The 25928-nt window shown below is 50.6% G+C and carries 24 protein-coding genes; 11 read left to right on the forward strand and 13 right to left on the reverse strand.

The features are described 5' to 3' along the window. Window positions 1–566: 566 nt before the first annotated feature. Window positions 567–2885: a penicillin-binding protein 1C gene (gene pbpC / locus AWQ24_RS01790; protein ID WP_083993471.1), complete on the reverse strand. Its 2319-nt coding sequence runs from the start codon at window positions 2883–2885 to the stop codon at window positions 567–569. Between the two features lie 164 nt (window positions 2886–3049). Here pbpC and AWQ24_RS01795 point away from each other — a divergent pair, with 164 nt between their 5' ends. Next, complete coding sequence (locus AWQ24_RS01795) at window positions 3050–3655, forward strand: HupE/UreJ family protein (protein ID WP_030006116.1); 606 nt, start codon at window positions 3050–3052, stop codon at window positions 3653–3655. Window positions 3656–3811: 156 nt separating this feature from the next. Here AWQ24_RS01795 and fusA read toward each other — a convergent pair whose 3' ends face one another. Together fusA and AWQ24_RS16625 are read right to left on the reverse strand one after the other, a co-directional pair. Further along, window positions 3812–5899 (reverse strand): elongation factor G, encoded by a 2088-nt coding sequence (gene fusA, locus AWQ24_RS01800; protein WP_065715831.1) that lies wholly within the window; start codon window positions 5897–5899, stop codon window positions 3812–3814. Between the two features lie 470 nt (window positions 5900–6369). Next, window positions 6370–6492 carry a hypothetical protein gene (locus AWQ24_RS16625; protein ID WP_254903474.1) on the reverse strand — a complete coding sequence of 41 codons (123 nt, stop codon included), beginning with the start codon at window positions 6490–6492 and terminating at the stop codon, window positions 6370–6372. A 38-nt stretch (window positions 6493–6530) separates the two neighbouring features. On the opposite strand from AWQ24_RS16625, the gene AWQ24_RS01805 reads away from it, so the two are divergent. Further along, a complete protein-coding gene (locus tag AWQ24_RS01805) occupies window positions 6531–7280 on the forward strand; it encodes an RNA methyltransferase (protein WP_083993472.1) in 750 nt (249 codons plus the stop codon). Window positions 7281–7283: 3 nt separating this feature from the next. Here AWQ24_RS01805 and AWQ24_RS01810 read toward each other — a convergent pair whose 3' ends face one another. Together AWQ24_RS01810 and AWQ24_RS01815 are read right to left on the reverse strand one after the other, a co-directional pair. Beyond that, the gene (locus tag AWQ24_RS01810) at window positions 7284–8810 is read right to left on the reverse strand and encodes a bifunctional pantoate--beta-alanine ligase/(d)CMP kinase (protein ID WP_065715832.1); all 1527 of its coding nucleotides are present in this window, start codon (window positions 8808–8810) and stop codon (window positions 7284–7286) included. A gap of 19 nt (window positions 8811–8829) precedes the next feature. Continuing rightward, window positions 8830–9696: a septal ring lytic transglycosylase RlpA family protein gene (locus AWQ24_RS01815; RefSeq protein ID WP_030006119.1), complete on the reverse strand. Its 867-nt coding sequence runs from the start codon at window positions 9694–9696 to the stop codon at window positions 8830–8832. Between the two features lie 332 nt (window positions 9697–10028). Here AWQ24_RS01815 and purM point away from each other — a divergent pair, with 332 nt between their 5' ends. The 4 genes from purM to nblB all read left to right on the forward strand — a co-directional run bounded on the left by purM (window position 10029) and on the right by nblB (window position 12793). Then, window positions 10029–11054: a phosphoribosylformylglycinamidine cyclo-ligase gene (gene purM, locus AWQ24_RS01820; protein ID WP_012305979.1), complete on the forward strand. Its 1026-nt coding sequence runs from the start codon at window positions 10029–10031 to the stop codon at window positions 11052–11054. A 52-nt stretch (window positions 11055–11106) separates the two neighbouring features. Then, entirely contained in the window at window positions 11107–11553 is a 447-nt protein-coding gene (locus AWQ24_RS01825) for a hypothetical protein (RefSeq protein ID WP_012305980.1), read from the forward strand. A gap of 87 nt (window positions 11554–11640) precedes the next feature. Continuing rightward, a complete protein-coding gene (locus AWQ24_RS01830) occupies window positions 11641–12105 on the forward strand; it encodes a CBS domain-containing protein (RefSeq protein WP_030006122.1) in 465 nt (154 codons plus the stop codon). Window positions 12106–12136: 31 nt separating this feature from the next. Continuing rightward, the gene (nblB, locus tag AWQ24_RS01835) at window positions 12137–12793 is read left to right on the forward strand and encodes a phycobilisome degradation protein NblB (protein ID WP_062431990.1); all 657 of its coding nucleotides are present in this window, start codon (window positions 12137–12139) and stop codon (window positions 12791–12793) included. Window positions 12794–12966: 173 nt separating this feature from the next. Here the strand turns inward: nblB and petL are convergent, their stop codons facing one another. Together petL and ftsH2 are read right to left on the reverse strand one after the other, a co-directional pair. Further along, window positions 12967–13062 carry a cytochrome b6-f complex subunit PetL gene (gene petL / locus AWQ24_RS16690; RefSeq protein ID WP_099240448.1) on the reverse strand — a complete coding sequence of 32 codons (96 nt, stop codon included), beginning with the start codon at window positions 13060–13062 and terminating at the stop codon, window positions 12967–12969. A 137-nt stretch (window positions 13063–13199) separates the two neighbouring features. Beyond that, window positions 13200–15086, reverse strand: coding sequence for an ATP-dependent zinc metalloprotease FtsH2 (gene ftsH2, locus AWQ24_RS01840; protein WP_065715833.1), 1887 nt, complete (start codon window positions 15084–15086; stop codon window positions 13200–13202). Between the two features lie 386 nt (window positions 15087–15472). On the opposite strand from ftsH2, the gene AWQ24_RS01850 reads away from it, so the two are divergent. Next, on the forward strand, window positions 15473–16504 hold the full coding sequence (locus tag AWQ24_RS01850; protein WP_065715835.1) for a DMT family transporter: 1032 nt from the start codon (window positions 15473–15475) through the stop codon (window positions 16502–16504). Here AWQ24_RS01850 and gcvH read toward each other — a convergent pair. From gcvH to pdhA, 4 genes are all read right to left on the reverse strand, one after another. Then, a complete protein-coding gene (gene gcvH / locus AWQ24_RS01855) occupies window positions 16483–16881 on the reverse strand; it encodes a glycine cleavage system protein GcvH (RefSeq protein ID WP_030006127.1) in 399 nt (132 codons plus the stop codon). The two genes, AWQ24_RS01850 and gcvH, sit on opposite strands and share 22 nt — an antisense overlap. Before the next feature lie 179 nt (window positions 16882–17060). After that, window positions 17061–17183: a hypothetical protein gene (locus tag AWQ24_RS16630; protein ID WP_257784384.1), complete on the reverse strand. Its 123-nt coding sequence runs from the start codon at window positions 17181–17183 to the stop codon at window positions 17061–17063. A 15-nt stretch (window positions 17184–17198) separates the two neighbouring features. Continuing rightward, window positions 17199–18524 carry an aminopeptidase P N-terminal domain-containing protein gene (locus AWQ24_RS01860; protein ID WP_065715836.1) on the reverse strand — a complete coding sequence of 442 codons (1326 nt, stop codon included), beginning with the start codon at window positions 18522–18524 and terminating at the stop codon, window positions 17199–17201. Window positions 18525–18680: 156 nt separating this feature from the next. Continuing rightward, window positions 18681–19712 (reverse strand): pyruvate dehydrogenase (acetyl-transferring) E1 component subunit alpha, encoded by a 1032-nt coding sequence (gene pdhA, locus AWQ24_RS01865; protein ID WP_030006129.1) that lies wholly within the window; start codon window positions 19710–19712, stop codon window positions 18681–18683. Between the two features lie 765 nt (window positions 19713–20477). Between pdhA and AWQ24_RS01870 the strand changes: the two genes are divergently transcribed. The 4 genes from AWQ24_RS01870 to AWQ24_RS01885 are packed head-to-tail and all read left to right on the forward strand — an operon-like array spanning window position 20478 to window position 24969. Beyond that, window positions 20478–22640, forward strand: coding sequence for an IMS domain-containing protein (locus AWQ24_RS01870; RefSeq protein ID WP_065715837.1), 2163 nt, complete (start codon window positions 20478–20480; stop codon window positions 22638–22640). Next, a complete protein-coding gene (locus tag AWQ24_RS01875) occupies window positions 22640–23218 on the forward strand; it encodes a metal-binding protein (protein WP_065715838.1) in 579 nt (192 codons plus the stop codon). The genes AWQ24_RS01870 and AWQ24_RS01875 overlap by 1 nt, the downstream gene beginning before the upstream one ends. A 2-nt stretch (window positions 23219–23220) precedes the next feature. After that, window positions 23221–23739 carry a phosphoribosyltransferase gene (locus AWQ24_RS01880; RefSeq protein ID WP_065715839.1) on the forward strand — a complete coding sequence of 173 codons (519 nt, stop codon included), beginning with the start codon at window positions 23221–23223 and terminating at the stop codon, window positions 23737–23739. Between the two features lie 33 nt (window positions 23740–23772). Next, a complete protein-coding gene (locus AWQ24_RS01885) occupies window positions 23773–24969 on the forward strand; it encodes a GNAT family N-acetyltransferase (RefSeq protein WP_065715840.1) in 1197 nt (398 codons plus the stop codon). Window positions 24970–25107: 138 nt separating this feature from the next. On the opposite strand, the gene AWQ24_RS01890 is transcribed toward AWQ24_RS01885, so the two are convergent. Both AWQ24_RS01890 and AWQ24_RS01895 read right to left on the reverse strand, forming a co-directional pair. Beyond that, window positions 25108–25539, reverse strand: coding sequence for a type II toxin-antitoxin system VapC family toxin (locus AWQ24_RS01890; protein ID WP_065715841.1), 432 nt, complete (start codon window positions 25537–25539; stop codon window positions 25108–25110). Continuing rightward, window positions 25536–25844, reverse strand: coding sequence for a type II toxin-antitoxin system prevent-host-death family antitoxin (locus AWQ24_RS01895; protein ID WP_065715842.1), 309 nt, complete (start codon window positions 25842–25844; stop codon window positions 25536–25538). Before AWQ24_RS01895 ends, AWQ24_RS01890 begins: the two co-directional genes overlap by 4 nt. Window positions 25845–25928: the final 84 nt, after the last annotated feature.

Genomic DNA, 25928 nt, shown 5'->3' on the forward strand with positions numbered 1-25928 from the left:
TTAACCATTCCTAAGATTATTCAAATAACGACAGTGCCATTGTAGTCACTGGCAATATTCTATTGGTGAGCTGATTTTAGACAGAAGTGAAGCACTTCGTAAAATCAATCTCTGTTTAAAACCTGATTTTCTCGCCTGTAGATTGACGACAGCAGTTGCATATTCTGTAACGATGGCCTTTACTTCCCCTGGCTTGTTTACAATAAAGCTAATGTTTCTTCCCACACATCATTAAATGCTCAAGCTGGTTGTTGAGATCACCAAAACTTGAGTACTGCCAAGGCTTACAGATTTATTTTCTGGAGCCTTTTTTATATTAAAAGATGATTAAATGCCATCTCTGGGGCAACGATATGTTGCATCTCTAAGGTGATATGCACTGATTTTCAGCAATGGGAAATGCTAGGGATCAAAAAAATAAGTACTGACATCATTGTTGAATTTTCTTTGAAAGCAATTTCAAAAAACAACACAGTCAGTAAAATTAGTTTGTTTTGGGCTTACTTGCAGCAAATCATCCAACTTACAAGAGATTTAGAATCTTTTTGGGGACAGAACATCAGCATTTAATTCACTGAAAATCCCCGCTTCGTGGTTTGGGACGGGGCTACTTCTACGGAAAAGTTGACTTGATCCTGGCGATCGCCTTGACGAATTTCTAAGGTCTGGGGGCCAGGGGTCAGGCGTAACTTCGGGTTCTGGGGATCATCCGGTTGCCAGGGATTGCCATTGAGCCGCCATTGCACAGGCTCTTGGTTCTTGGTTTGAAATTGGATTACCAGTTGGCCGGGATTGTTGGGGTCGCTCAGGAGGCGATCGCCATCTTGGGGAAACAGAATTTTTAAACCGTTTTGGGGCATCGCCAAGGTCGTTTGGGTCGCCAGCCAGCGGTCATATTCGGGGGGCAACACGAGACGAATCTCGCCGTTAATTTCCTGGTAAAAGTCATCTAAATCCGTTTCGTACTCGGCTAGATCTTCCGGAAAAAAATATTCCTGGACGATAACAGGACAAAGGCCCGTGGACTTTTTGCCAGACAGGGCACAAATAGGACGTTTGACCATGGCCGCTGGCTCAGAAAATGCTGAGGGTTCACGTTGTTGGTGCAAGTGCAACATAATTTCGCGCCAGAGCGGTGCAGCTCCTGTCACCCCCGACACTTGATTCATCGGCGTGCCATCGAAGTTGCCGATCCAGGTAGCAACAGTGTATTTTTCACTAAATCCCACCGCCCAGGTATCACGATAATTTGAGGATGTTCCCGTTTTGACCGCCGCTGGAAACGGTAAATTTAACGCCGAATCGACCCCAAAGGCGATCGCCCTAGCCTGTTTATCGCTCAGCATCTGGGTAATCAGTTGCCAAGTTGAGGAGTCACTGAGAGATGTTATGGCTGATTCCGGATGAGCAAAATGACTCACCAAATCACTTTTTTTCCCACCATTAGCCAAGGTGCGATAGGCATTGGCCAACTCCATCAGGGTTACTTCGCCGCTCCCCAGGGTGAGACCCAAGCCATAGTAGTCGGGGTTTTCGGTTAAATACTGAAAACCCAATTGGTGCAAACGTTGTAAAAATGCCTCAACGCCCACTTTTTCTAAAACCCGCACCGCCGGAATATTGAGGGAATTTCCCAAAGCGAGACGCACCCGCACCGGGCCTAAAAATTTTTCATCGTAGTCCGTGGGTTCATAGAGTTTGGCGTCGGGAATGGCATAGTAGGTGGGAATATCCGCCAAAATCGTATTGGGGCGAATGGTGCGGGTTTCTAGGGCCAATTGATAGAGGAAGGGCTTGAGGGTAGAGCCTGGTTGCCGGCGGGCTTGTACCCCATCGGTTTCGCCTTGGGGCGTAAAGTAATCCGTAGATCCCACATAGGCCAAGATTTCGCCGGTTTGATTCTCAATGGCGATCGCCGCCCCTTGGTGGACATGATGTTGGTTTAAATTTAAAACGGTCTGGCGCACCTGTGCCGCAACAAAATCCTGGAGATTTTTATCTAAGGTGGTGCGAATCACGGGGTTTTGGCTGGTGTCCAACTGGTCTGTTAACCAAAAAACAAAATGGGGCGCACTGAGAATGCCCTGGTGACGCGGTTGCAGGGTAACGGCTTCCTGAAAAATCCGATCCGCCTGTTCTGGAGAAAGTTCACCCTCGGCGACGAGGCGCTCCAACACGTACCGTTGCCGTTGTTTGAGATTGTCCCAATAGTGGTAGGGGTTGAGATAGGTGGGACTGTTGGGAATGGCCGCGAGGAGAGTCGCCTGGGCCAAATTAAGATCTGCTGCCGCCACACCAAAATAAATCTGAGCTGCCGCTTCAACGCCGTAGATATTGCCCCCCATGGGCAAACGGTTGATGTAAGCGGTGAGAATTTCTTGGCGGTTCATGCCTGCTGCTAACCGCCAGGCGACCCAAATTTCCTGGAGTTTTGCGTTCAAAGTCCGGGGGTGATCGCCTGACATCCGGGCAAGCTGCATCGTAATCGTCGAGGCTCCGCTGACAATTTTTTGATGTTTAATTGCTTGGTAAGTGGCCCTGGCGATCGCCTGGAGATCCAGGGGGCCATGGTGGTAAAAATCACCATCCTCCGCCGCAATAATCGCCTGCTGAAAATAGGGCGAAATTTCATCGAGGCTAACAACAGAGGTATTTTCTTGGTCGGCGCTGAGGACTGTCCCCAAAAACAAACCATTGCGGTCATAAAAGCGAAAGGCTTGATCGGTTTGGGCAATATCCGCTGCTTGCAAGGGCATCAGGAAGGGCGTTAAACGCACCACCAAGGCGATCGCCCCCAGGACAGCGATCATTTTTACGGGGAGGGGCGATCGTCGCCAAATTTTTAGGAGCCAGTCACGCAGCAACACAGGCAGCTTGGGCCTCATCTCTTTTCGTAGTTGTAGCCCTTTTCTGGGGCGATCGCCCAAAGGCTTAATATTTTATATTTTGCAGTTTTACCGAATAAAGCGAATCTTTAAGACTCATCACCAAAGCGATATTACCTGTGGGATTGTTCACTAAAATTGGAATGTTTCAAAGGAGCGACACCATGGGTCAGCGTCACATTCGGCACGGTTTGTTATTTCTTGGGGCGATGCTTTGCGTTTTTCTGCCATCGGTGGCGATCGCCCACGTTGGCGGCCACGAAACCGCTGGCTTTTGGCATGGCTTTCAACATCCCCTTGGGGGCCTCGATCACCTCGTTGCCATGTTAGCGGTGGGAATTTGGGCCGTTCAAGTCGAAGAAAAGCAAGGGCGTTTTTTACTCCCCCTGAGTTTTCTGGGACTGATGTTGGTGGGCGGTTTGCTCGGCATGGTCGGCATGACCGTACCAGGGATCGAGGTTGGCATTATCTTTTCCGATCTACTGTTAGGTTGTTTTGTTTTCTTTGGCACCCGTCTGCCGTTGCTGTGGAGTAGTCTCATTATTGGGGCGCTGGCCGTTTTTCATGGCTATGCCCACGGCGCTGAAATGCCTGCCAATGCCCAAGGTCTTCAATATGCCCTCGGTTTCCTGGCGGGGACTGCGAGCCTACACCTCATCGGCATGGGAACGGCTTTTCTGGCCTTGCGTCGTCAACAGATTCAATTTTTCCGCATTGCTGGGGTGATGATGGTGGTCGCTGGTGTGGCGGTCTTGGCCCAAAGCATTTAAGCAGCGATACTGACAGGTTTGATCAAAGAACTCTCCGGGTTTCAGTGGAGAGTTTTTTTAATGGGTTGATGGCGACCAAAGAAAAAACCGACTGGCATTTTCACCAATCGGCTTTTTGGTTCTAATCTCGCCCAGTGGGAGAGCGTCGTTTAAGGGTTAGCTATTTGCTTCCGCCCGTTCTTTAGCTTCCTTGATCACTTCATCCGCAACATTCTTCGGACAAGGATCATAATGAGAGAACTCCATGGAGAACTGACCACGGCCAGAGGTCATGGTACGCAGATCGCCGATGTAACCGAACATTTCACTGAGGGGCACTTTGGCTTTGATGCGGATCCCAGTAGCACCGGACTCTTGACCTTCGATCATGCCGCGACGACGGTTGAGGTCACCGATCACATCCCCAACGTAATCATCGGGGGTAAAGACATCCACCTTCATGATCGGTTCGAGGATTTGGGGGCCAGCCTTGGGTAGAGTTTGACGGTAGCCACTCTTGGCGGCGATTTCAAAGGCGATCGCCGAAGAGTCAACCGGGTGGAAACCACCATCCGTCAAAGTCACCTTCAGGTCAACACAGGGGAAGCCAGCCAGCACACCCTTCTCGATGGATTGCTCGAAACCTTTTTGAACGGCGGGCCAGAATTCACGGGGAACGTTACCACCAGTGACCTTGGACTCGAACTGGAAGCCGCTACCGGATTCACCGGGTTCAATAGTGTAATCAATCTTACCGAATTGACCAGAACCACCAGACTGCTTCTTGTGGGTGTAGCTGTCATTGATGACTTTGGTGATCGATTCACGGTAGGCAACCTGGGGTTTACCCACTTCTACTTCCACGCCGTAGGTACGCTTGAGGATGTCTACTTTAATATCGAGGTGAAGTTCACCCATCCCTTTAATAATGGTTTCACCGCTCTCTTGGTCGGTTTCTACCTGGAAGGAGGGATCCTCTTGCACCATCTTGCTGAGGGCAACCCCCATTTTCTCGTTGCCGCCTTTAGTTTTGGGGGCGATCGCAATGGAGATTACCGGGTCGGGGAAGACCATCGGTTCGAGGGTTGCCGGATTGTCCTTATCGCAAAGGGTGTGACCCGTTTGGACGTTCTTCATCCCGACAATGGCAATGATGTCACCCGCTTGGGCTTCATCGATTTCCTCACGGGAGTTGGCGTGCATTTCTACCATCCGCCCGATCCGCTCAGTCTTGCCAGTAGCAGTATTGAGTACAGTATCCCCTTTCTTCAGGGTGCCAGAATAAATCCGGGTAAAGGTCAAGGCCCCAAAGCGGTCATCCATAATCTTGAAGGCCAAAGCACGGAGGGGCTTTTCGGGGTCAACAATGGCAAAACTGCCTGTTTCATTCCCTTCAATGTCCGTTTCCGGCTGGGGATTTACTTCCATCGGGTTGGGGAGATAGTCCACAACTGCATCGAGAACCAGTTGTACCCCTTTGTTCTTAAAGGAGGAACCACAGTAGGTGGGGAAGAAAGCGAGTTCGCGAGTTCCTTTCCGGATACAAGCCTTGATTTCGTCAATGGTGACCTCTTCACCTTCGAGGTATTTTTCCATGATCTCGTCGTCTTGTTCGACAGCGAGTTCGACGAGGGCTTCGCGGTATTCTGCCACTTGATCCTTCATGTCTTCGGGGACATCGGTGATCTCGTAGTTCATCGGATCGCCAGATTCGTCCCAAATCCAAGCTTTTTCGGTAAGCAGATCAACAACGCCCTTAAATTCACTCTCTGTACCGATCGGCAGGGTCATTACCAGGGGGGTTGCCGCCAGGATATTTTCTACCTGCTTCACCACGTTATAAAAGTTAGCGCCGATCCGGTCTAATTTGTTGACGTAGATCAACCGCGCAACCTTAGAGTCGTTGGCATAGCGCCAGTTGGTTTCGGATTGGGGTTCTACACCACCGGAACCACAAAATACACCGACACCACCGTCGAGTACCTTGAGGGAACGATAAACTTCAATGGTGAAATCGACGTGACCGGGAGTATCGATAATATTGAGCTGGTGATCTTTCCAGAAACAGCTTGTAGCAGCGGATTGAATGGTAATCCCGCGCTCCTGCTCCTGCTCCATGAAGTCAGTAGTGGCTGCACCGTCGTGCACTTCACCTAATTTGTGGATTTTTCCGGTTAACTTCAGGATACGTTCGGTGGTGGTGGTTTTTCCCGCATCGACGTGAGCGAAGATACCGATATTACGATATTTGGTCAGGTCTTTCATAGGTTTATGTTCGCTCGATAAAATTTAAGTACTACTATTTTTACTAGGGTGATCACTCGGTGCAATTAGACGTACAACTGAAAACGTCTCGGTCTTGTTTGAGCCAATCTAAAACCGATGTGGTTTATGGTGAGTCGTTAAGGGACTAATTTGTATTGTAAGTTTGACATACTCACCGTCCTAAAGGAGCAGTGATTCTTGACACTTCGCTGGGTTGTGCCACAAGTGGTCTTACCATCCCTCCATGTCCGTTTAAAGTCTCCTAATGCCCTATGGCGACTGTGGCTAGATTTTACAATAAAGCCGTCCTGGAAGAACGGGGCTTGTATCCCGTTAGTTTGGGTCAAGCGCTTGGTTCGTATAAGCTGCCGCTCCAGTCTTGGGAAAACTGAATATTTTGCTACAGCAAAGAATATTAAAATCCTTGCGGGGCACGATGGCAACATTACAGATTGTAAATTATCTTGCGGTCAACTTAAAAGGATCTTGGGGGGCGATCGCCAATGGGTGAGGTAACCATGACCCAAATATTGAGCCGATGGAATCAGAATGAGATTTGGCGATCGCCAGGGTTTTTTTGGGGTCACGCCCACGGCACAATGGGGAGTTGCACGGCGACGGAGAAAATAGCTTGGCGAGTTTGACGCATATTCGGATTGTGATTGTAGAACCTGCAGGGGCCCTAAATCTTGGCTCCATTGCCCGGGTGATGAAAAATATGGGCCTGGGGCAATTGTTTTTAGTCAATCCCCATTGTAACCATTTGGGCCAGGATGCCTACCTGATGGCCGTCCATGGGCGGGAATTTCTCGAACGGGCGGTGGTTGTGCCTGATTTAGCAACGGCCTTGACGGGTTGTAAAAAGGCGATCGCCACCACTGGACTCCAGCGCAGTTTACCGATGCCCGTGGAAACCCCCAAGGCAGCTTTGCCTTGGTTTTTAGAAGACGATCAACCCAGTGCGCTAATTTTCGGGCGAGAAGACCACGGCTTGAGCAATGGCGAATTAAACCAAGCCCAAAGGCTGGTCTGCATTCCCACGGGGGATGCATATACGTCCCTCAATTTGGCCCAGGCGGTCGCTGTTTGTGGCTACGAATTGCGCAGTTTAGCCACCGAAAAACCCACTTTTGCCCCAAGAGAAACAGCCACAGCAGTCCCAGATCTGGCCGATCTCAGTGAATTAGAGGGCTATTACCAGCACCTAGAGCGGGTGTTGTTGCAGGTGGGATTTCTGTATCCCCACACCAGCGCCTCACGGATGGAAACATTTCGTGATTTGTACCACCGTGCCAGCCCCAGTAGTCGCGAGGTGGCGATGTTACGGGGGATTTTACGACAGGTGGAATGGGCGATCGCCAACGCCGCTTCACCCGAATAATATTTAGGCCTGATTTATACCTTTATATAAATGAATAATTTTAGCGACCACCGCCTCAATGCTGAGGTTATCGGTAATTAATTCCACCGCGTCGGGAGCCTTGGTCAAAGGAGCGATGGCGCGGGTACTATCAAGGCGATCGCGTTCGGTGATTTCTGCCTCTAGTTGTCCTAGGTCAATGTTGGTTTCTCCCTGGGCAACGAGATCCTTGGCGCGGCGTCTGGCCCGCTCGGCAGGGGTGGCAGTCAAGAAAATCTTGAGTTCGGCATCGGGAAACACATGGGTACCGATATCGCGCCCCTCTGCCACGAGGCCCCCATTTTCGCCGAGGCGTTGCTGCTGCTTCACTAGGGCTTGGCGGACAGCGGCTTGGGCGGCGATAACGGATACGTGTTTTGTCACAGCCGGCGTGCGGATTGCCTGGGTCACATCAAGGTTATTCGCCAGCACGGTAATGGGTTCTGTGGGCGCCTTGGGGGGCACTAAGGTAATGGTGGCGGTACTGACGAGTTCAGCAACGGCCACTTCATCCTGGGGATTGATATTGTTTTCTAAAACAAGATAGGCGATCGCCCGGTACATTGCCCCGGTATCTAGAAAGAGAAGCTTGAGCTGCTCGGCCACTTGGCGGGTAACGGTAGATTTACCGGCTCCGGCGGGGCCATCAATGGCAATAATCGGCTGACGGGTTTTTAGCATGGTGTTATCAATCAAACGGGTTTGACCGACATAGGTGGCGATCGCCAGTAAACCAGATTTTTGCACCTGGGGCTGGGGCATCAGGGTTTCTGGATCGACTAATTCTAAATATTGCAGTTGTACCCCCGGAAATTTAGCCAGGGTTTCTTTGGCTGCCGCAATGAGCCGACCTGCGTGCCGTTCCCCCGTTTGAAATAGCACTTGGGCAGTTTGGAGGGCTTGGGAAAGGGCGATCGCCTCGGCTTTTTCGGCAGTAGATAAATATTGATTACGGGAACTGAGCGCTAACCCTGATGTCTCCCGGATGATGGGGCAACCCCGGACAGTGACGGGTAGATGCAAATCCTGCACCAGCCGTTTAATAATCGCCAGTTGTTGGGCGTCCTTTTCACCGAAATAGGCGATCGCTGGCCGTACCAATTGCAACAGTTTCACCACTACCGTCGCCATCCCCGTAAAATGGCCTGGACGAAAGCGACCACAAAGCCCAGTCGTCATTGATTGGGGAGGCAAGATCTGCACTGGTTCTGGCCCCGGATACATTTCGGCTACTGTGGGGGCAAAGATGAGGTCTACCCCCAAGTCGTCACAAAATTGGCGATCGCCTTCCCATTGCCGGGGATAGTGGTCAAGATCTTCGTTGGCCCCAAACTGCAGAGGATTAACGAAGATACTCACCACCACAAAGTCTGTTTCTCTCCTTGCCCGTTGGATCAAACTGCCATGGCCTCGGTGGAGCGCCCCCATCGTGGGGACAAAACCAATTTTTTGCCTCGGAGCAACCTGGGCGATCGCCGTTTGTAATCCAGCAAGGGTGCGTACAACTTTCATCGGCTAAGGGATGGAGACGTTAGTTCAGAACCTCTAACTTTACCGTAGCCACGCCAGCACTGACTAAACCAATCTGCTGGGCCGAACCCTTGGACAAATCGATAATGCGACCAGGGGTGAAGGGGCCACGGTCATTGATGCGCACCACCACAGAGCGACCATTGCGGACATTTGTTACCCGCACCTTTGTGCCAAAGGGTAGGCTTTTGTGGGCGGCAGTCATCGCATATTGATTAAACGGTTCACCGCTCGCCGTGCGTCGGCCATGGAATCCTGGCCCATACCAAGAGGCCCGGCCTTGCATGGTGCGTTGTACCTTCAGGCCAGCGCCCGCCACATTTTTTGCCTTGGGGGCATTGGCGATCGCCGCCATGGGTTCAGCACCACCGAGGATCCGCCGGAAGCGATTCACCGCAATCAGAGCATCCTGGGTCTCATTGCCTGTCCGATCCGCGAGGAAAACCGAATCATCTAGGGTGATCAAGGGTGCATTGTCATAGAGCAAGTCATATTTGCCTGCGGCCTGCCAACTTGCAGAAAATTTCGTGGCATCAAAGTCCGCTTGGGCAACGAGGGTATTTAATTCTTGGGAAACTTTTTGGGCGATCGCCTGGGCCTCATCATCAGCGGCATCACCAGAATTGAGAAACGTGAGAACGGGGAGTTGGTTGACGTAGAGGGTGGTAGCAGTCCGTTCTTCGTGGGGATAGGAAAACAACGTCGCAATTGGTTCTAAACGTTCTGCCGCAGCGGTCACTTGAGTACGGGCCAGAACACGAGGAGACGTATCCGTATTTGCTAGGGTTGGTGCTGCGGTCAAGCTCAAGGGAGCAAAGGTCGTAAAAACAGCAGACAAAGCGAGCAAATGTTTACGTTTTAAGGTCATGAAAAAAAATTGAATTCAACTACCGCCGAAAACCATGCCTCACCAAAAACAATTGACAGTAGAGGGTTTCCTTTGGTCAAAGGGGCCGTTGCATCCAAAAAATGCGCTTACCCACACCTAAGTCAGAACGTTGTGATCACGTTACATTTCTTAAGCCGACATACAGTAACACAGGCTTTTTCGGCTTCACATCCGTATACACAGAGTCGAAAATGGGGTTTCAGGTCAAAATAAATGGCAACGAATAAAGTTAAAGCACGGTAAAATCTGCTTTTCGAGTTTTGTCAGACTCGACAATTTCCCTTGACCAATTCATAAAGAATTTTTATCGCATGGACTACCAACAAGCAGGAGTAGATATCGAAGCAGGGCGTTCCTTCGTCAAAACCATCAAGGATAACGTCGAAAGCACATACCGACCGGGGGTACTGGGTGGCCTCGGAGGGTTTGGTGGCTGCTTTGAAATTCCCGCTGGCTATCGTCAACCGGTGTTGATTTCCGGTACGGATGGGGTGGGCACAAAGCTCAAAATCGCCCACCAGACCGATCAGCACCACACCGTCGGCATTGATTTGGTGGCAATGTGTGTCAACGATATCCTCACCTCTGGGGCCGAACCGCTCTTTTTCCTCGACTATTTAGCAACGGGCAAGCTCGAACCTGAACAACTGGCCCAGGTGGTCGCCGGAATTGTTGAAGGGTGTAAGCAGAGTGGTTGTGCGCTTCTGGGGGGCGAAACAGCGGAGATGCCTGGGTTTTACCAAGCAGGGGAATATGATCTTGCGGGCTTCTGTGTGGGGATCGTTGAAAAGAGCGAAATTTTAGACGGCTCCCAAGTGCAGGTCGGCGATGTGGCGATCGCCTTACCCAGTAGCGGTGTCCACAGCAATGGTTTTTCCTTAGTGCGGAAAATCATCGAAATGAATCAATTGTCCTGGGACGACAAGCCCGCAGCATTTCAGGGCAAAACCCTCGGTGAAGTCTTCCTTACGCCCACCCAAATCTATGTCCAGGCGATCCAAGGTGCCCTCAAGGCCAAGATGGAAATCCACGGTATGGCCCACATCACCGGGGGCGGTCTCCCCGAAAATCTGCCCCGGTGTCTCCAAGCCAATCAATCCATGGCCATTGATCCGAGCACCTGGGAAATCCCCACCCTCTTCCAGTGGCTGCAAACCATGGGCGATGTCCCCCAAGCAGCCATGTGGGACACCTTCAATATGGGGGTGGGCTATGTGGTAATTGTGCCGGCCCCCAAAGCGGCGGAAAATGTTGCTTGGTTTAAGGCCCAGGGGATCGCGGCTTGGCAAGTGGGTACGGTGGTCGCAGGTCAAGGGGAAGTCCTCGGGCTACAATAGCTACGGTCATCCTTGCCAACGATTAATAGTTACTGATATTGGGTTTGAGTTCATGTTTTCCTCCTTCGACAATCAAGGCCCGCAACCCAGGGAAAAATGGCGATCGCACGTGGATTGGTTCGTCCAAGACTACCGCTCCCAACTGACGGCCCTCGCCTGGGGGCTCCAGCAGGAATGGCACCACGACGGCACGATCCTCGGCATTGACCTCAAACCCCAGCCCCATTTTGTGCCCTGCTCCCCAGAAACCCTCCAGACCCTCAATCGACGGGTGGGGGGTCGTCTCCAGGAAATCCTGGGGATCATTGCAGGGGCAGACTTTGAGCAGGATGTAATTATCCTCTGCATTGGTGATGGGCAGGTGAAACTGGTGTATTACCAAGCTGACCCCAGCCCTGAAACCTGTTGGCAAACCCATGGCCCCGATCTGGATCAGTTGATTGCCGATTTAGAAGCGGCCATGGCTGAATCTATCCAGCTTGAATCGGCCTCGAAGTAACGATCTACTACGAGAACCCCACAATAAAGCGAGATTTTCCTAAAATAAAGACAGAAAATCCTAAAAATCCCCTAAGCTGGCATCATGATTACCAAAACCGTTGCCGAAGTCATGACCCCCGATCCCGCCGTGGTCAAAGCAGATGATTCGCTCCAAACGGCGATCGCCCTCCTTGTGGAGAAAAAAATTAGCGCCCTTCCCGTTGTTGATGGTCAGGGTAAATTGGTGGGGATCATTTCAGACAGTGACCTCACCTGGCAAGAAACAGGGGTAGATACGCCCCCCTACATCATGTTGTTGGATAGTGTGATTTATCTGCAAAATCCCGCCAAGCATGACGCTGAGATTCACAAGGCCCTCGGCCAAACGGTGGGGGAAGTCATGAGCAAAAAAGTTTACACGATTCACCCCGAAAAAATTGTCCGGGAAGCGGCTCACTTAATGCATGAGAAACACGTGGGTCGTTTGCCCGTCATTGCCCCAGACAGCGAAAAAGTCATTGGGATCATTACCCAAGGTGATATTATTCGAGCAATGGCCCAGGCCTCTTAAATTCCATTGTTTCATTTGGTAAAACATCTTCATGGCTTCCCTCGAATCCGTCCGACAATTGCTTTCTTCCGATAGCTTTGGCGATCGCATTTCCGGCTTAAATCAGCTCCGGGCTTTTTCGTCCCAGGATGCGTTTCCCCTGATTCAGCCCCTCCTGAGTGATCCCGAAGCACGGGTACGTTATGCGGCGGTCAGTCAAATGGATGCGGTGGGCCAAGGCTTTGAAACAGAGGCTTTAGCACTACTCCGCCATGCCCTTTTTAACGATTCGGAATTGGATGTCAAGGCAGCAGCAGCCGATGCGATCGCCGGCTTAAAAATTGCCGAAGCCTATGATGATTTGGCCCAGGTGTACCATTCCACCTCGGAGTGGTTGTTGCAATTCAGTATCGTGGCAGCCCTCGGTGAATTGGGCAATCCTAATGCCTTCGATTTACTCAAAGAAGCCCTCAAATCAGAAACAGAATTGGTGCGCACCAGCGCGATCAGTGCCCTCGGAGATCTAGGCGATCGCCGCGCCATTGAACTATTAACTCCCTTTATTGCTGATCCCGATTGGCAAGTGCGTTATCGCTTGGCCCAATCCCTAGGACGGCTGGGGGGTGAAGAAGTTAAGCCCTTCCTAGAAACCCTAGCCCAGGATGAACAAGTGGCAGTGGCCGACGAAGCAAAGCACCATCTTAACTAGGTTTTATCGTAATTAAAGGGACTTATTTTTGAATTTTTTCTGCTTAACCATAGCATTCGTTTTTAACTGAATAAGCAACAAAAACTGCCTCGGATTTTTCATGTCAATGATTTCTCCTGGGGCAGTTTTTTAGAATGAGTTTCTAACGAAATATCGCGCTAAAAATCAATTCCCTAGATAATGTTTGCGGCCCGTAGACCAAGGAAGCCAGCAAGGGCAATACCAGTGAAAACGACGATATAACCCGCAAAAGGAATAATGGCAGCCATCTGATGTAGTCCTAATAAAAACATTGCCACTCATTATAAAGGAAAGGGCGATCGCCCCAAAAAGTTGACCCAAGAAAAGAGGGAACAAGTCAGTGACTGGCTCCCCCTGATCCTTAGATTAATCTCAAATTGTGAGTTTAGAGTTGTGGCACAAACTGCTCCTTTTCGGGAACGGTTGTGTATTCCGCTACAATCTGCCGAAACTCTTCTCCATCGATAGTTTCTCGTTCGATCAGCAGATCTACGAGACGATCAATGACTTCCCGGTTATCGCGTACCAACTTGCGGGCGAGACGGTGGGCTTCTTCGGCGATAACCCGAATTTGCTCATCAATGCGCGAAGCAACTTCTTCAGAATATTCCGAGCGGTTCATAAAGCCACCACCGAGGAAAACTTCACCCTGTTGGCTTTCTAGAGACAACGGGCCAAGATCACTCATCCCAAAGCGGGTCACCATTTGGCGGGCCATACCGCTGACCTGTTGGAGATCACCCCCAGCGCCGGTAGTCACTTCATCGTGGCCAAAGATTTCTTCTTCGGCGGCACGGCCTCCGAGGGCACCAGCAATGCGGGCCATTAGTTGCGCTTTCGTCGTTAAACCCTGTTCCTCGTTAGGGGTGAACCAGGTTAAACCTTGGGCTTGGCCACGGGGAATAAGCGTTACTTTCTGCACCGGATCATGATCCTTGAGTAGGGTGCCGACAATCGCATGGCCTACTTCATGGTAGGCAATCAGACGCTTACTCTTGCTGTCAACGAGGGGTGTCCCTTCCATCCCAGCGATCACTCGGTCTACGGCGTCATCAATTTCCGCCATGGTGATCGCTTCTTTACGGCGACGGGCTGTGAGAATTGCCGCTTCGTTCAAGAGGTTAGCGAGATCAGCACCACTAAAACCAGGCGTCCGGCGGGCGATCACATCAAGGGAAATTTCATCCGCTAGTTTTTTGTTGCGAGCATGGACTTCGAGGATACTCAAACGACCTTTGATGTCGGGGGTATCCACTGTCACCTGGCGGTCAAAACGACCAGGACGCATCAAGGCGGAATCTAGCACGTCGGGACGGTTGGTTGCGGCAATGATGATGATGCCAGTATTACCCTCGAAACCATCCATTTCCGTTAGAAGCTGGTTCAAGGTTTGTTCCCGCTCGTCGTTACCGCCACCGATGCCTGCACCCCGTTGACGACCAACGGCGTCAATTTCATCGATAAAGATCAGACAAGGCGCATTTTCTTTGGCTTTTTTGAAGAGGTCACGGACACGGGACGCACCGACCCCAACGAACATTTCGACAAATTCAGAACCAGAAATACTGAAGAAAGGTACGCCCGCTTCACCGGCGATCGCCTTGGCGAGGAGGGTTTTACCAGTTCCGGGAGGGCCAACGAGGAGAACCCCTTTAGGAATTCGTGCCCCCACTGCAGTGAATTTTTCCGGCTGTTTCAGGAAAGTGACAACTTCTTGGAGTTCTTCTTTTGCTTCTTCGATGCCAGCAACGTCATCGAACATGATGCCCGTTTGGGCTTCCATCATGAACTTAGCTTTAGACTTGCCGAAGTTCATCGCTTGGCCAGGGCCACCGGGCATATTGCTGGAGCGACGGAAGAGGAAGAATAGCGCCGAGATTAACAGGATTGGGAAGATCAGATTGCCGAGAATGCCCCATACAGCGCCATTGTTGCTGACAGGGTGAGAATCGAAATCTACCTTGGCGTCCCGGAGCTTACTAATCAGCTCAGGAGAATTGCCCGGTAAATCAACCCGGATTTGTTGCACACGGTTATCGAGTTCTGGGTCAACCGCTTCAATGATCGCTGTGCGGCCCCCTTCGTAGAGATCAACACTTGTTACCCGGCCAGCATCTAAATACTCAAGGAAGCGGCCATAGCTCATGCGGATGTTGGCGCTATTACCAACGAGGTTGGAGGGATTTGCCGAAAAGGCTCCCTGCCAGACAAAAAAGCCGATCACGAGTAGGGGAAGTGCCCAGAGGACAACGGTTTTCCAAGATGGTTTCATGGGTTAATCTTTGTTATGTTTGATTCAATAAATGGATGCGGCGAGAAGCAACACTGGGCTACTCATCTTTGCAATCCCTAGGGGCGCACCACGAAGCAAAGGTTTCCGCGCTTGTTAGCAATATAAAAAGAAAGCGTTGCTTAGGGGCTTTGCCTATAAATTGGCATTTTTATGACGATGTCTTAACTAAATTTAACTTAATTCTCATTTTGATAGCAACTTTCTGGGATTTTCTTAGGGCGAATCGCTTCTTTTCGCTGGGTGAGGGGTCTGCCGATGATTGGCTGCGTTTCCCAGACAAAGGGAGGACTGATCGTTTTCTACTGTAGATTTGGTTAAGGTTAAATATTTAATTCAATTTTTTAGATTTTCAACGTGATTTTGCTGTGATCTCTCCTTCCCCTGTTCCCCAAGACTCTCTGACCGCCGATGCGGCGACTCCCCATGACCCAGTTTCCCCTGATTCATCAACCCAGTCGCCCTTGCAATGGACTTTATTTTTGCTCATTTTGGCGTTGCTGGCAGTATCGTTTGCGGCGATTTTTATCCGTTGGTGCAGTACGGAACTAGGGGCCGGAGCCACGGTTTTTAATCGGTTGTGGTTGGCGACAGTGGTTTTGGGCTTGTGGGAGCTGTTAAAACCCAGGGCGAATGATCGCAACGTTACGGCGATCGCCCCACGGATCACCGGCAAAGATTATGCTTTGTTGCTTTTGGTGGGGGCGGTTTCTTCGAGCTCTGTGGTGCTGTGGGCGCTCTCCCTCGCCGAGACAAGTGTGGCGAATTCGACGGTTTTACGCAATTTGACGCCACTGTTCACGACCCTGGGGGCTTGGTTATGGTTACGCCAAAGTTTTGACCGACGCTTTCTCTGGGGTCTGGTGGTCGCTATGGGGGGGGCGATCGCCATTGGGGTGACGGATTTCCAGTTGGCCTGGCAGCATTTGACCGGGGATCTGCTGGCTCTGCTGTCAGCCCTTTGTTATGGCGTGAATTTGCTCTTGGTAGAAAACCTGCGCGATCGCCTGGGGGCCAGTCAAATTTTGCTCTGGCGCTGCGGTTTCGGTTGTCTGTTACTGTTGCCTTTTGTGTGGCTCACCGAAGACCATCTGTTTCCCCAGTCCTTGCCAGTATGGGGAGCCGCCATTGGTTTAGCAATTCTGTGTCAGTGTTTTGGCCAGGGGCTAGTGGTCTATAGTCTCAAAACGTTTTCGTCTGGCTTTGTGGCGATTTTTCTCCTTTTGGAGCCAATCATTACGGCGGTATTTGCCTGGGGCCTCTTGGGTGAGACGTTAACGCCGACCAATGCGATCGCTTTTTGCGGGGTGCTTGGGGGAATTTATCTGGCGAAATCGGCCCAGACCCAAAAGCCCCAAACCCAAGCTGCCACCCAATCCTATTCTTCGCCTGCTACCTGAAGCCGGTATTCTTCGGCGGTCATCGTTTCGGCGAGCATTTCATCGTCGAGGTTATCGACTCGCACTTTGATAAACCACCCTTCTTCGTAGGGGTCTTCGGAAACCATCTCTGGGGATTGGATCAACGTCTCATTACGGTCAATGACAGTGCCAGAAATCGGCGCGTAAAGATCCTCGACAGCCTTGACTGATTCAATGCTGCCAAAGGTTTCGCCCACAACAATTGCATCCCCTTCCTCTGGTAACTCTAGGAACACAATATCCCCCAATTCATCGATGGCATGAGCACTCAAGCCAATGGTGGCAATTTCCCCATCGAGGCGAATATATTCGTGGCTATCTAAATAGCGGAGGTCATCTGGATATTCGAGTTCCATAGTCAATTTCTCTAGGCTGGAAGGTTGCAGGGCACAGACAGAAAATCGCCATGGATGTGTCAAGTCTGTACAACCCTTGGGCTACTTTATTCTGGAATTTTGGCAAGATCAAGGCTTAACCAGAAATTTGTTACGATTTCTGAGCCATGGCCACAATGGCCGCAACGCCTCAAGGCCCATTAGCGGCGATCGCCTTTTATTTTTTGACCGATTTTAGTGCCCATTTCCGTTTTCGCCGACCAAAATAGATAGACCGTTAGACCCAGAAAAAATAGCCCAAAGCTGAGTAAATCATGGTGCATCTCGAAAATGCCTCCCTAGCGCTCTAAATCTTTAATTTCCTTGGGGACAGCCGCCGTCAAAACCTCATGGCCCGTTTCTGTAACCAGCACATCGTCCTCGATACGAATGCCAATGCCCTTCCAGTGGTCGGGAATTTCTGGCTGACCTTCGGCTGGTTCAATGTAGGGGGAAATGTAAATCCCCGGTTCAACGGTGACAATATTGCCCGCCGCAAAATTCGTCCAAGCATCCTTTTCCGGGCCAATTTTGTAAATCCCTGCGTCATGGACATCTAACCCCAACCAGTGGCCCGTGCCATGCATAAAGAAAGGCTTATATTTCTCCCCTTCGATCAATTCTTCGAGATCGCCCCGGAGTAATCCCAAATCTAGTAACCCCTGGGTGATGACCCGCACGGCAGCAGCATGGGAACTTTGGTAGGAATGTCCGGGTTGGACGGCTGCAATGGCTTGTTTTTGTGCTTCGAGGACAATTTCGTAGAGGGTTTTTTGTTCCGGGGTAAATTGGCCACCAATGGGGAAGGTGCGGGTAATGTCGCCGTTGTAGTAGTCATAGCAAGCCCCTGCATCGATCAGGAGTAATTCGTTGTCCTGGAGTTGGGCACTATTTTCAACGTAGTGCAAAATACAGGCATTGGCCCCCCCGGCAACAATGGAAGGATAGGCAAAGCCGGCAGCCCCTTCGAGGCGGAAAAGGTGTTCGATTTCGGCTTGGACTTGGTATTCGTAGAGTCCAGGTCTCGCATATTCCAGTGCCCAGAGGTGAGCTTTGGCAGAAATGGCTGTGGCCCGACGCATGAGGTCTAGTTCCGCTGGGCTTTTGACCATGCGCATCTGATGTAAAATTTGCCCCGGATCTTCAAGGGCAGTGGGGCCTGTACCGCGCTTCGAGCGGGTTGCCAGGAGACGTTGGTAGTGTTGCAGGATGGTTTGGTTGAATTTTTCGTCCCGGCCCAGGTGATAAAAAAGGCGATCGCCGCCCTTGAGATATTCCGGCAGTTTTTCGTCTAATTCTTGAATTGAGTAGGTGATATCCGCGCCAAATTTTTCCTTGGCCCCTTCGACTCCGGCCCGGTAGCCGACCCAAATTTCCTGGGCCAAATCCTTGGGTTGCACAAACAGAATAAATTGATGTTCTGGGTGGTGGGGAGCGAACACAGCCACCGCATTGGGCTCATTGAAACCCGTTAAATAATAAAAATCGCTATCTTGGCGAAAATTATATTCCACATCGTTATGCATCACCGCATGGGGCGCACTGCGTAGGATGGCGGTTCCCTGACCAATTTCGGCCATGAATGCTTGGCGACGCTGCTGATATTCCTGCGGTGTAATGCCCATTGATTTTTATCGATTTGCGCTTGTTTTAAGTGAATAAAATGGTAGCAAACTTTTCTGTCCCCGAATTTAGCCCCGGAAATTGACCCATGAAAAAAGGTTGGCGATCCTACCCAAAAGGCGATCGCCAACCCTAACTTTAGAAATTAAAGATCTGTTTTAGCTTTCGGCAAAAATGTACTTACGCAGATCTGCCGGATTGGGTTCAGGGCTACTTTCAGCGAAGGTCACAGACTCATTCACAACCGCCTGGACTTTCTTCTCAATCGCTTTCAGTTCCTCAGCGGTGGCTAGGCCCCGATTGGTGACAAATTTTTCAAAACGTTTGAGTGGATCCCGCTGGGCCCAGAATTCTTTTTCTTCAGCAGACCGCAATTCGTCGGGATCAGCGAGGGAGTGACCCCGGAAGCGGTAGGTTAGTGCTTCGATCAAAGTTGGCCCTTCTCCGGCTCTGGCTCTGGCCACGGCTTTTTGGGCCACATCCCGCATCGCGAGGACATCCATCCCGTCCACTTCATAGCCAGGCATCCCAAACACACTTGCTTTCTTATAAATCTCCGGCTGGGACGTTGCCCGTTCATGGGCCATACCGATCGCCCACTTATTGTTCTCTACGACAAATAAAATCGGCAATTTCCAGAGGGCCGCCATGTTCAAGGTTTCAAAAAACTGACCATTATTAGACGTCCCATCCCCAAAGAAACAAGCCGTCACATTATCAGCATTTTTATTGCCCATCACTTCCTGGCGGTATTTACTTTGGAGAGCCGCACCTGCCGCCACCGGAATGCCTTCCCCGATAAACGCATAGCCCCCCAGGAGACCATGCTCTTTTGAAAACATGTGCATTGAGCCGCCCCGACCCTTGCTGCAGCCTGTTTCTTTACCAAAAAGTTCCGCCATTACTTCCCGCGCAGGAACCCCAGCGCTGAGGGCGTGGACGTGGTCACGGTAGGTACTACAAACAAAATCTTCCCCCTGCCGCATTGAGCGAATCACCCCAGTGGAAACCGCTTCCTGACCGTTGTAGAGGTGGACAAAGCCAAACATTTTGCCACGGTAATACATCTCAGCACACTTATCCTCGAACAAGCGTCCTAAGGTCATATCTTCGTAGAGCATGAGGGCTTCTTCTTTGGTGATCTCTACCGAAGAACTATCAAATTCTGGGGCTGTCCGTTCTTTATGCATCATTAACATTCAGGATTTTTCGGTTAGTCTTATGAGTCGATCACGCGGCGCGAGGGCTGTGTGAAACTTGAAATAACAGTTTAGAATCAAATGGACTTCCATAGAAAGAAGAAGCAAAGCTTTATTGCTTAAGCAACTTCGCAATGCCATTGTCTAAGATTATCTAAGTGGGTATAGTCAATATGCTGACCGCCACCGCAACAGAGGGGCCGACAGCGCATTCGTTATGGGGATTAAAAACTCTTTGGTTAATTTGACACTCTCCGTTGGTCAACACAGAGATTCTTGATTCAGTGAGTCCACTTGCCCAGGATTCCTTGCGAAGCCATAGACAGAGGTGGGTCTCTCCCCAAGCGTTACTTTCCCAGTGCCCCTGGGTAGTTGGATTTGTCCAATGTTTGTTTGACTTGAAACGCTTTGTTTCAAATGCTGGTCGTCTAGTTCCTGCAAAGATTTTACCTATCCACAGGCTTCGGCCGTGAGACTTCGGCGTGAGCTCAGTCGAACGGGGGAAACTAGAACTATTGGATAGAACCCGATATCTTTGATTGTCAAGGTTCAGCGTAGTGCCGTGAGGCTACTGGGTTTTTAGAGCGGTTGATTACCCTATCCGCTAAAATTCAGTGTAGCAGCTTACCGGATATTGAATTTGCTTCTTCCCGACATCAGTCACTCGCTTTGGATCACCCCCTAGTACAGTGGGGTCTTACCGCGAATTTTTGATAACGTTAATTGACCTGACTTTTGCTGATAGGAAAGTAAACTGTGCGCATTCCGCTCGACTATTACCGCATCCTATGCGTCCCCGCCAAGGCAACCACTGCCCAAATTACCCAAGCCTATCGTGATCGCCTCTCCCAATTTCCCCGTCGCGAACATAATGCCTTGGCCATTGAGGCCCGCAACCGGATTATCGAGCAAGCCTTTGAGGTGTTATCCCAAACAGAAACCCGCGCCGTCTACGACCATGAGCTGTCGGGCAATATGTTTCGTTCCCTCGTCCCCAGCCGTCCGAAACTGCCTTTTCCCGATCGCCCCTCCAGTGACACAGAGTTAGAAGCCCTGACAGCCCACCAACCAACCATTGACATCGCGGAAAAAGATTTACTGGGGGGACTACTATTACTCCTCGACCTGGGGGAGTACGAATTAGTGCTGAAGTGGGCTGCCCCCTACCTCAAGGGCAAAGGCAAGCTGGTCAAGGAAGGGAAATTTGGGGCCGTCGAAATCGTCGAGCAAGAACTGCGGCTCTGTTTGGCCCTAGCCCACTGGGAATTGAGCCGGGAACAGTGGCTCCAACAACATTATGAACAGGCGGCTCTCTCCGGTCAGAAGAGTCAAGAGCTACTGGTAGATGTGGCACAATTTGCAGACCTCCAACGGGAAATTCAAGGGGATCTCAATCGCCTCAGACCTTATCAAGTGCTAGAACTTCTAGCCCTACCCGAATCAGAAACCCAAGAGCGACAACGGGGCTTACAACTGCTCCAGGAAATGTTGAGTGCTCGCGTGGGGATTGATGGCCAGGGAGATGATCAGTCGGGTCTAAGTATTGATGATTTTTTGCGCTTTATCCAGCAGTTACGCAGTTATCTAACGGTGCAAGAACAGTTAGATCTCTTTGTGGCAGAATCAAAGCGGCCTTCGGCGGCAGCGGCCTATCTAGCGGTGTATGCTCTCTTGGCTGCTGGGTTTTCGCAACGGAAACCTGACCTGGTCGTGCAAGCCCAGACCCTATTAAAACGCCTCGGCAAACGCCAGGATGTTTTCTTGGAGCAATCAATCTGCGCCTTACTTTTAGGTCAGCCAACGGAAGCCAATCAACTGTTAGAACAAAGTCAGGAACAGGAGGCGATCGCCTACATTCAAGAGCAGTCTGAGGGGGCACCGGATCTACTCCCAGGCCTATGTCTCTACGGGGAACAGTGGCTGAAAACAGAGGTTTTTTCCCATTTCCGCGATCTCCGGCAACGGCGTGAAGATGCCTCTGTTTCGTTGACGGCTTACTTCGCCGATCCTGAAGTGCAGCAATATCTTGACGATCTCCTCACGGAGGCTGTCCCCACACCCACACCACATCCAGATACAACAGATACAGAAAATACAGCAGCCCCAGCAGAAAAGCCACCGGAAACATTACAGTCAGAAACCGGTGTTTCGCCGCATCCCAGTCGTCCCGCCAAGGTTGATTCCTTTGAGGATCTCGTCACTCAAACTCCCGCTACAGTTCCCCCGGCACCGCCTTCTCCTGGTGTAGCACCTGTAACTGCGGCATTAAACCCAGACCCGGAAGCGTCTTCTGCTTCGTCAAAATCAGTTTCGTCAAAAAAGTCTATCGGGCCTTGGGGGGCGATCGCCGCTATCGTGGGGAGTGTTTTGCTGGTCGTGGGCCTGGTGCGAATTTTGTCTGGCCTAACTACCCAGGAACCCTTACAGGTCACCCTCAATGGTGAGCCACCCTTAACGATCCCCAGCTTAGACACCGCCGAGGCAAATAATAATCCGGAGAATGGAGCGACCAATACAACGACGACAACGCCTGCGTTCAATGAGGCGATCGCCGCTGAGGTGATTCAAACTTGGTTTGAGAGTAAAGCTAGAGCCTTTGGCCAAGACCGTGATTTGGCGGCCCTAGAAAATATTTTGGCAGAACCGTCCCTGTCTCGCTGGCGCAGTAGTGCCCAGGCCGTCCGCAGCGCTGGTACCTATCGCACCTATGACCACAGTTTGACCATTGAAACGGTGAGCTTCAACCCAGACCAACCCAATGTGGCGACCGTGGAGGCTCAAGTACAGGAAAAGGCAGATTATTACCGGGCGAATGGGGAACGCGATCCCGGCCAGTCCTATGATTCTGACCTGCGTGTCCGCTATAGCTTGGTGCGCCAAGGCGATCGCTGGTTGATTCGTTCCTCCCAAACCCTGTAATGCCTTCCGGACGTACCCATGATCAGATCACGTTCTGGGGATTACCTGTGGTGGTGGGCCTTGGTTTTTTCCTGCTGCGGCGGTGGGAATTGGCCCTCATTCTGAGTTTGGCCTATCTGTTTAGCGGTTTGATGTTTGGCCCGGACTTGGATATTCATTCCGTGCAGTTTAAGCGTTGGGGGATCTTCCGCTGGATTTGGCTCCCCTATCAAAAAAATCTCCGCCATCGTTCAGCCCTTTCCCACGGGTTTTTAATTGGTACAATTGTTCGTATCCTTTATCTAGGGACGATTCTGCTGTTGGTCACAATGGTTGGCGTGGCGATCGCCCAACTAATGCTTGATTTTTCCTGGAATTGGCGCACTGCTTTTCTCAATGCCCAGCAACAGTGGCAACAACATTATTTGGCGGAAAGTTTGGCCCTTTTTGTGGGGCTAGAAATCGGGGCGATGAGTCATTCCGTCAGCGACTGGCTTGGTTCCATGGTTAAACGTTCCCAAAAACAAGGCTTTTTTTCTTTATTTTCCCGAAAAAAACGCAAAAAACGCCGTAAATCTCCCCGTTCTTCCCGAAGATAACCATGACAGACCTCAAGATCAGTTGGACTGAATATCACGCTTCAATTGAACAATTGGCCGTCGCAATTCAAAGATCCCAGTGGGAATTTAATCAAATTCTCTGTTTGGCGAAAGGTGGCTTAAGGATTGGTGACATTTTGGCGCGCATTTTTGACCAACCCTTGGCAATCCTCAATGTGGCTAGCTACGGCGGCATCGGCAACCGCGAACAGGGTCAACTCCATTTTGCCGAGCATTTTACGAACTTTGGCCCCCTCGGCGATCGCCTTTTACTGGTAGACGATTTAGTTGATTCGGGGCGGAGTCTCCAGCAAACCCAGACCTGGCTCCAAACCCAAGCCCCCCAGATTACAGAAATTCGTACCGCCGTCCTCTGGTACAAAGGCTATTCCCAATTTCAGCCCGATTACTTTGTCCAGCATTTGCCCGATAATCCTTGGATTCAGCAGCCCTTTGAGCATTACGAAAAATGGCGAGCCATGCCCACGGAGAGCCATGCAAAATCAAACGAGATCCATTAAGGTATAAAAAATTCTTAAATTTTGCCTAAATCAATGGTTGCCCCGTCGCAAATTACCGTTACTTGGCACAGTGAAATCGTGGAAATCCCCAAAGCTGCCTGGGATGCGATCGCCGCGCCATTGAAAACCCCTTTTTTAGAATGGGATTGGCTCCACAACATTGAACTGTCTGGCAGTGTCGGCCCCCGAACGGGCTGGCAACCCTGCCATCTCTCGGTGCAGCGGGATGGAGAATTTATTGCCATGGCCCCCCTCTACATCAAAGGCCACAGCTACGGCGAATTTGTCTTTGACCACCAATGGGCCGATCTGTCCTACCGCCTGGGCCACGAATATTACCCAAAACTTGTGGGCATGACTCCCTTTACGCCCGCCGTGGGCTACCGCTTTCTCATTGCCCCCGGCGAAGATGAATTGACCCTCTCCCAGGTCATGGTCGCTGCCATTGATCAATTTTGCGATCGCCAACAGCTTTCCGGCTGTAATTTTCTGTTTGTTGATCCCACCTGGCAAAAAACCATGGAACAACTCGGCTTCCGGGCTTGGCTCCACCATGGCTACATCTGGAGTAACCAGAATTTCGACAACTTCGACGACTATCTCGGTGCTTTTACCTCCAACCAACGCAAAAACATTAAGCGCGAACGCAAAGCCGTTGATAAAGCAGGCTTATCCCTCAAGATGATGACCGGGGACGAAATTCCCGCCCATTACTTCCCACTCATTTATCGTTTCTATAGCAGCACCTGCGACAAATTTTTTTGGGGGAGTAAATATCTCCGGAAACCCTTTTTTGAAACCTTAGAATCTACCTATCGCCATCGCGTTGTTCTGGCCGCCGCTTACACGCCAGAAGATGACAAACATCCCGTCGGCTTATCTTTTTGTATCCGCAAAGATGATTATCTGTATGGTCGTTATTGGGGGGCCTTTGATGAATATGACTGTCTCCATTTCGAAGCCTGCTATTACAAACCGATCCAATGGGCAATCGAACAGGGGATCACGATGTATGATCCGGGCGCTGGCGGAAAACATAAACGACGACGCGGTTTCCCGGCAACCCCAAACTATAGCCTCCACCGTTTTTATCAACCCCGCATGGGCCAAGTTTTAGATACTTATATTGATGAAATTAATGCCATGGAGCAACAGGAAATTGAAGCGATCAATGCGGATATTCCCTTTAAACGGCAGGAAGTTCAATTGAAAATTTCCGAGCTTCACTAGCCAAAAGCGCGATCGCCTTTTGAAACCCCATTCCCCTGGAGCGATGCGGTAAAGCAAAAGGGTTTTCCTTCCTGTGTAAAGTAAAATCAGAGGGCGATCGCCTCAATGTGTAGGGGATGACCTCCTTCGTTAATAGCGTCACTCGGTAGGTAGAAATGGGTTAAACACGGGGACTTCCGCTTTCTCAAAATCTTCTACATTGCGAGTCACGACACATAAATCATTTACTGAGGCGATCGCCGCAATGAATAGATCCGGTTGACTAAAGGTGTAATTTTGCTTGCGTCCCCGCTCGACCATCCATCGCCACTCTAAAATGACATCCTCATCTACAGGCAAGAGGCGATCGCTAAACCAAGGACGTAAGCTATTTTCTAGCCACTGGATTAACTCTTGACGAAAAACTTCATCCTGCAACCGCTCTATCCCAAAGCGGATCTCGGCCATCGTCACGGTACTGAGGTAGAACGATTGGGGCGGTTGGTGATCACTCCAAGCCTTTACTGCTGGGTGACAATTTTGTTTTCGTAGTTCTGAGATCACGTTTGTATCCAGTAACCAGCCCTTCATAGCTCCACTTTTCTAACGGGACTCTGAACACCCGACAACTCAAAATTCAGACGACTTAAAGGGGATTGAGAAAGCAGCCCATGAATATTAGGTTGCTTCATGAGGGGTAAGAGCTTAACAAACTGATCCGCAGCAATGATCACAACTGCATCCTTTCCCCGGACTGTGATCAGTTGTGGATCAGCCTCCCGTGCTAGACGTACCACCTCACTAAACCGGGCTTTGGCGTCTTCTAATTTCCAAGTCTGGAGATTCTCTAAGCTTGGGGCTTCCGCATCGTCAGAAGGAACCGAAAATGAAGTCATTTTTTTACCTGACTATATCTAGTTAGATACTAACCTAAAGGTGATCGCCTTTTGAAACCCCATTCCCCTGGGGCGATGCGGTAA

Origin of the sequence: Picosynechococcus sp. PCC 8807, assembly GCF_001693295.1 — a bacterium.
Classification (GTDB): Bacteria; Cyanobacteriota; Cyanobacteriia; order Cyanobacteriales; family MRBY01; genus MRBY01.

Bases quoted from the DNA above. Each gene is read 5' to 3' on its own strand.
- petL (WP_099240448.1), bottom strand. From the start codon at position 13,062: ATGGCTGCCATTATTCCTTTTGCGGGTTATATCGTCGTTTTCACTGGT.
- AWQ24_RS01795 (WP_030006116.1), top strand. From the start codon at position 3,050: ATGGGTCAGCGTCACATTCGGCACGGTTTGTTATTTCTTGGGGCGATG.
- AWQ24_RS01825 (WP_012305980.1), top strand. From the start codon at position 11,107: ATGTTTTCCTCCTTCGACAATCAAGGCCCGCAACCCAGGGAAAAATGG.
- AWQ24_RS01860 (WP_065715836.1), bottom strand. From the start codon at position 18,524: ATGGGCATTACACCGCAGGAATATCAGCAGCGTCGCCAAGCATTCATG.
- AWQ24_RS01815 (WP_030006119.1), bottom strand. From the start codon at position 9,696: ATGACCTTAAAACGTAAACATTTGCTCGCTTTGTCTGCTGTTTTTACG.
- purM (WP_012305979.1), top strand. From the start codon at position 10,029: ATGGACTACCAACAAGCAGGAGTAGATATCGAAGCAGGGCGTTCCTTC.
- pdhA (WP_030006129.1), bottom strand. From the start codon at position 19,712: ATGCATAAAGAACGGACAGCCCCAGAATTTGATAGTTCTTCGGTAGAG.
- AWQ24_RS01890 (WP_065715841.1), bottom strand. From the start codon at position 25,539: ATGAAGGGCTGGTTACTGGATACAAACGTGATCTCAGAACTACGAAAA.
- AWQ24_RS01895 (WP_065715842.1), bottom strand. From the start codon at position 25,844: ATGACTTCATTTTCGGTTCCTTCTGACGATGCGGAAGCCCCAAGCTTA.
- fusA (WP_065715831.1), bottom strand. From the start codon at position 5,899: ATGAAAGACCTGACCAAATATCGTAATATCGGTATCTTCGCTCACGTC.
- AWQ24_RS01880 (WP_065715839.1), top strand. From the start codon at position 23,221: ATGACAGACCTCAAGATCAGTTGGACTGAATATCACGCTTCAATTGAA.
- AWQ24_RS01885 (WP_065715840.1), top strand. From the start codon at position 23,773: ATGGTTGCCCCGTCGCAAATTACCGTTACTTGGCACAGTGAAATCGTG.
- ftsH2 (WP_065715833.1), bottom strand. From the start codon at position 15,086: ATGAAACCATCTTGGAAAACCGTTGTCCTCTGGGCACTTCCCCTACTC.
- gcvH (WP_030006127.1), bottom strand. From the start codon at position 16,881: ATGGAACTCGAATATCCAGATGACCTCCGCTATTTAGATAGCCACGAA.
- pbpC (WP_083993471.1), bottom strand. From the start codon at position 2,885: ATGAGGCCCAAGCTGCCTGTGTTGCTGCGTGACTGGCTCCTAAAAATT.
- nblB (WP_062431990.1), top strand. From the start codon at position 12,137: ATGGCTTCCCTCGAATCCGTCCGACAATTGCTTTCTTCCGATAGCTTT.
- AWQ24_RS16630 (WP_257784384.1), bottom strand. From the start codon at position 17,183: ATGCACCATGATTTACTCAGCTTTGGGCTATTTTTTCTGGGTCTAACG.
- AWQ24_RS01810 (WP_065715832.1), bottom strand. From the start codon at position 8,810: ATGAAAGTTGTACGCACCCTTGCTGGATTACAAACGGCGATCGCCCAG.
- AWQ24_RS01875 (WP_065715838.1), top strand. From the start codon at position 22,640: ATGCCTTCCGGACGTACCCATGATCAGATCACGTTCTGGGGATTACCT.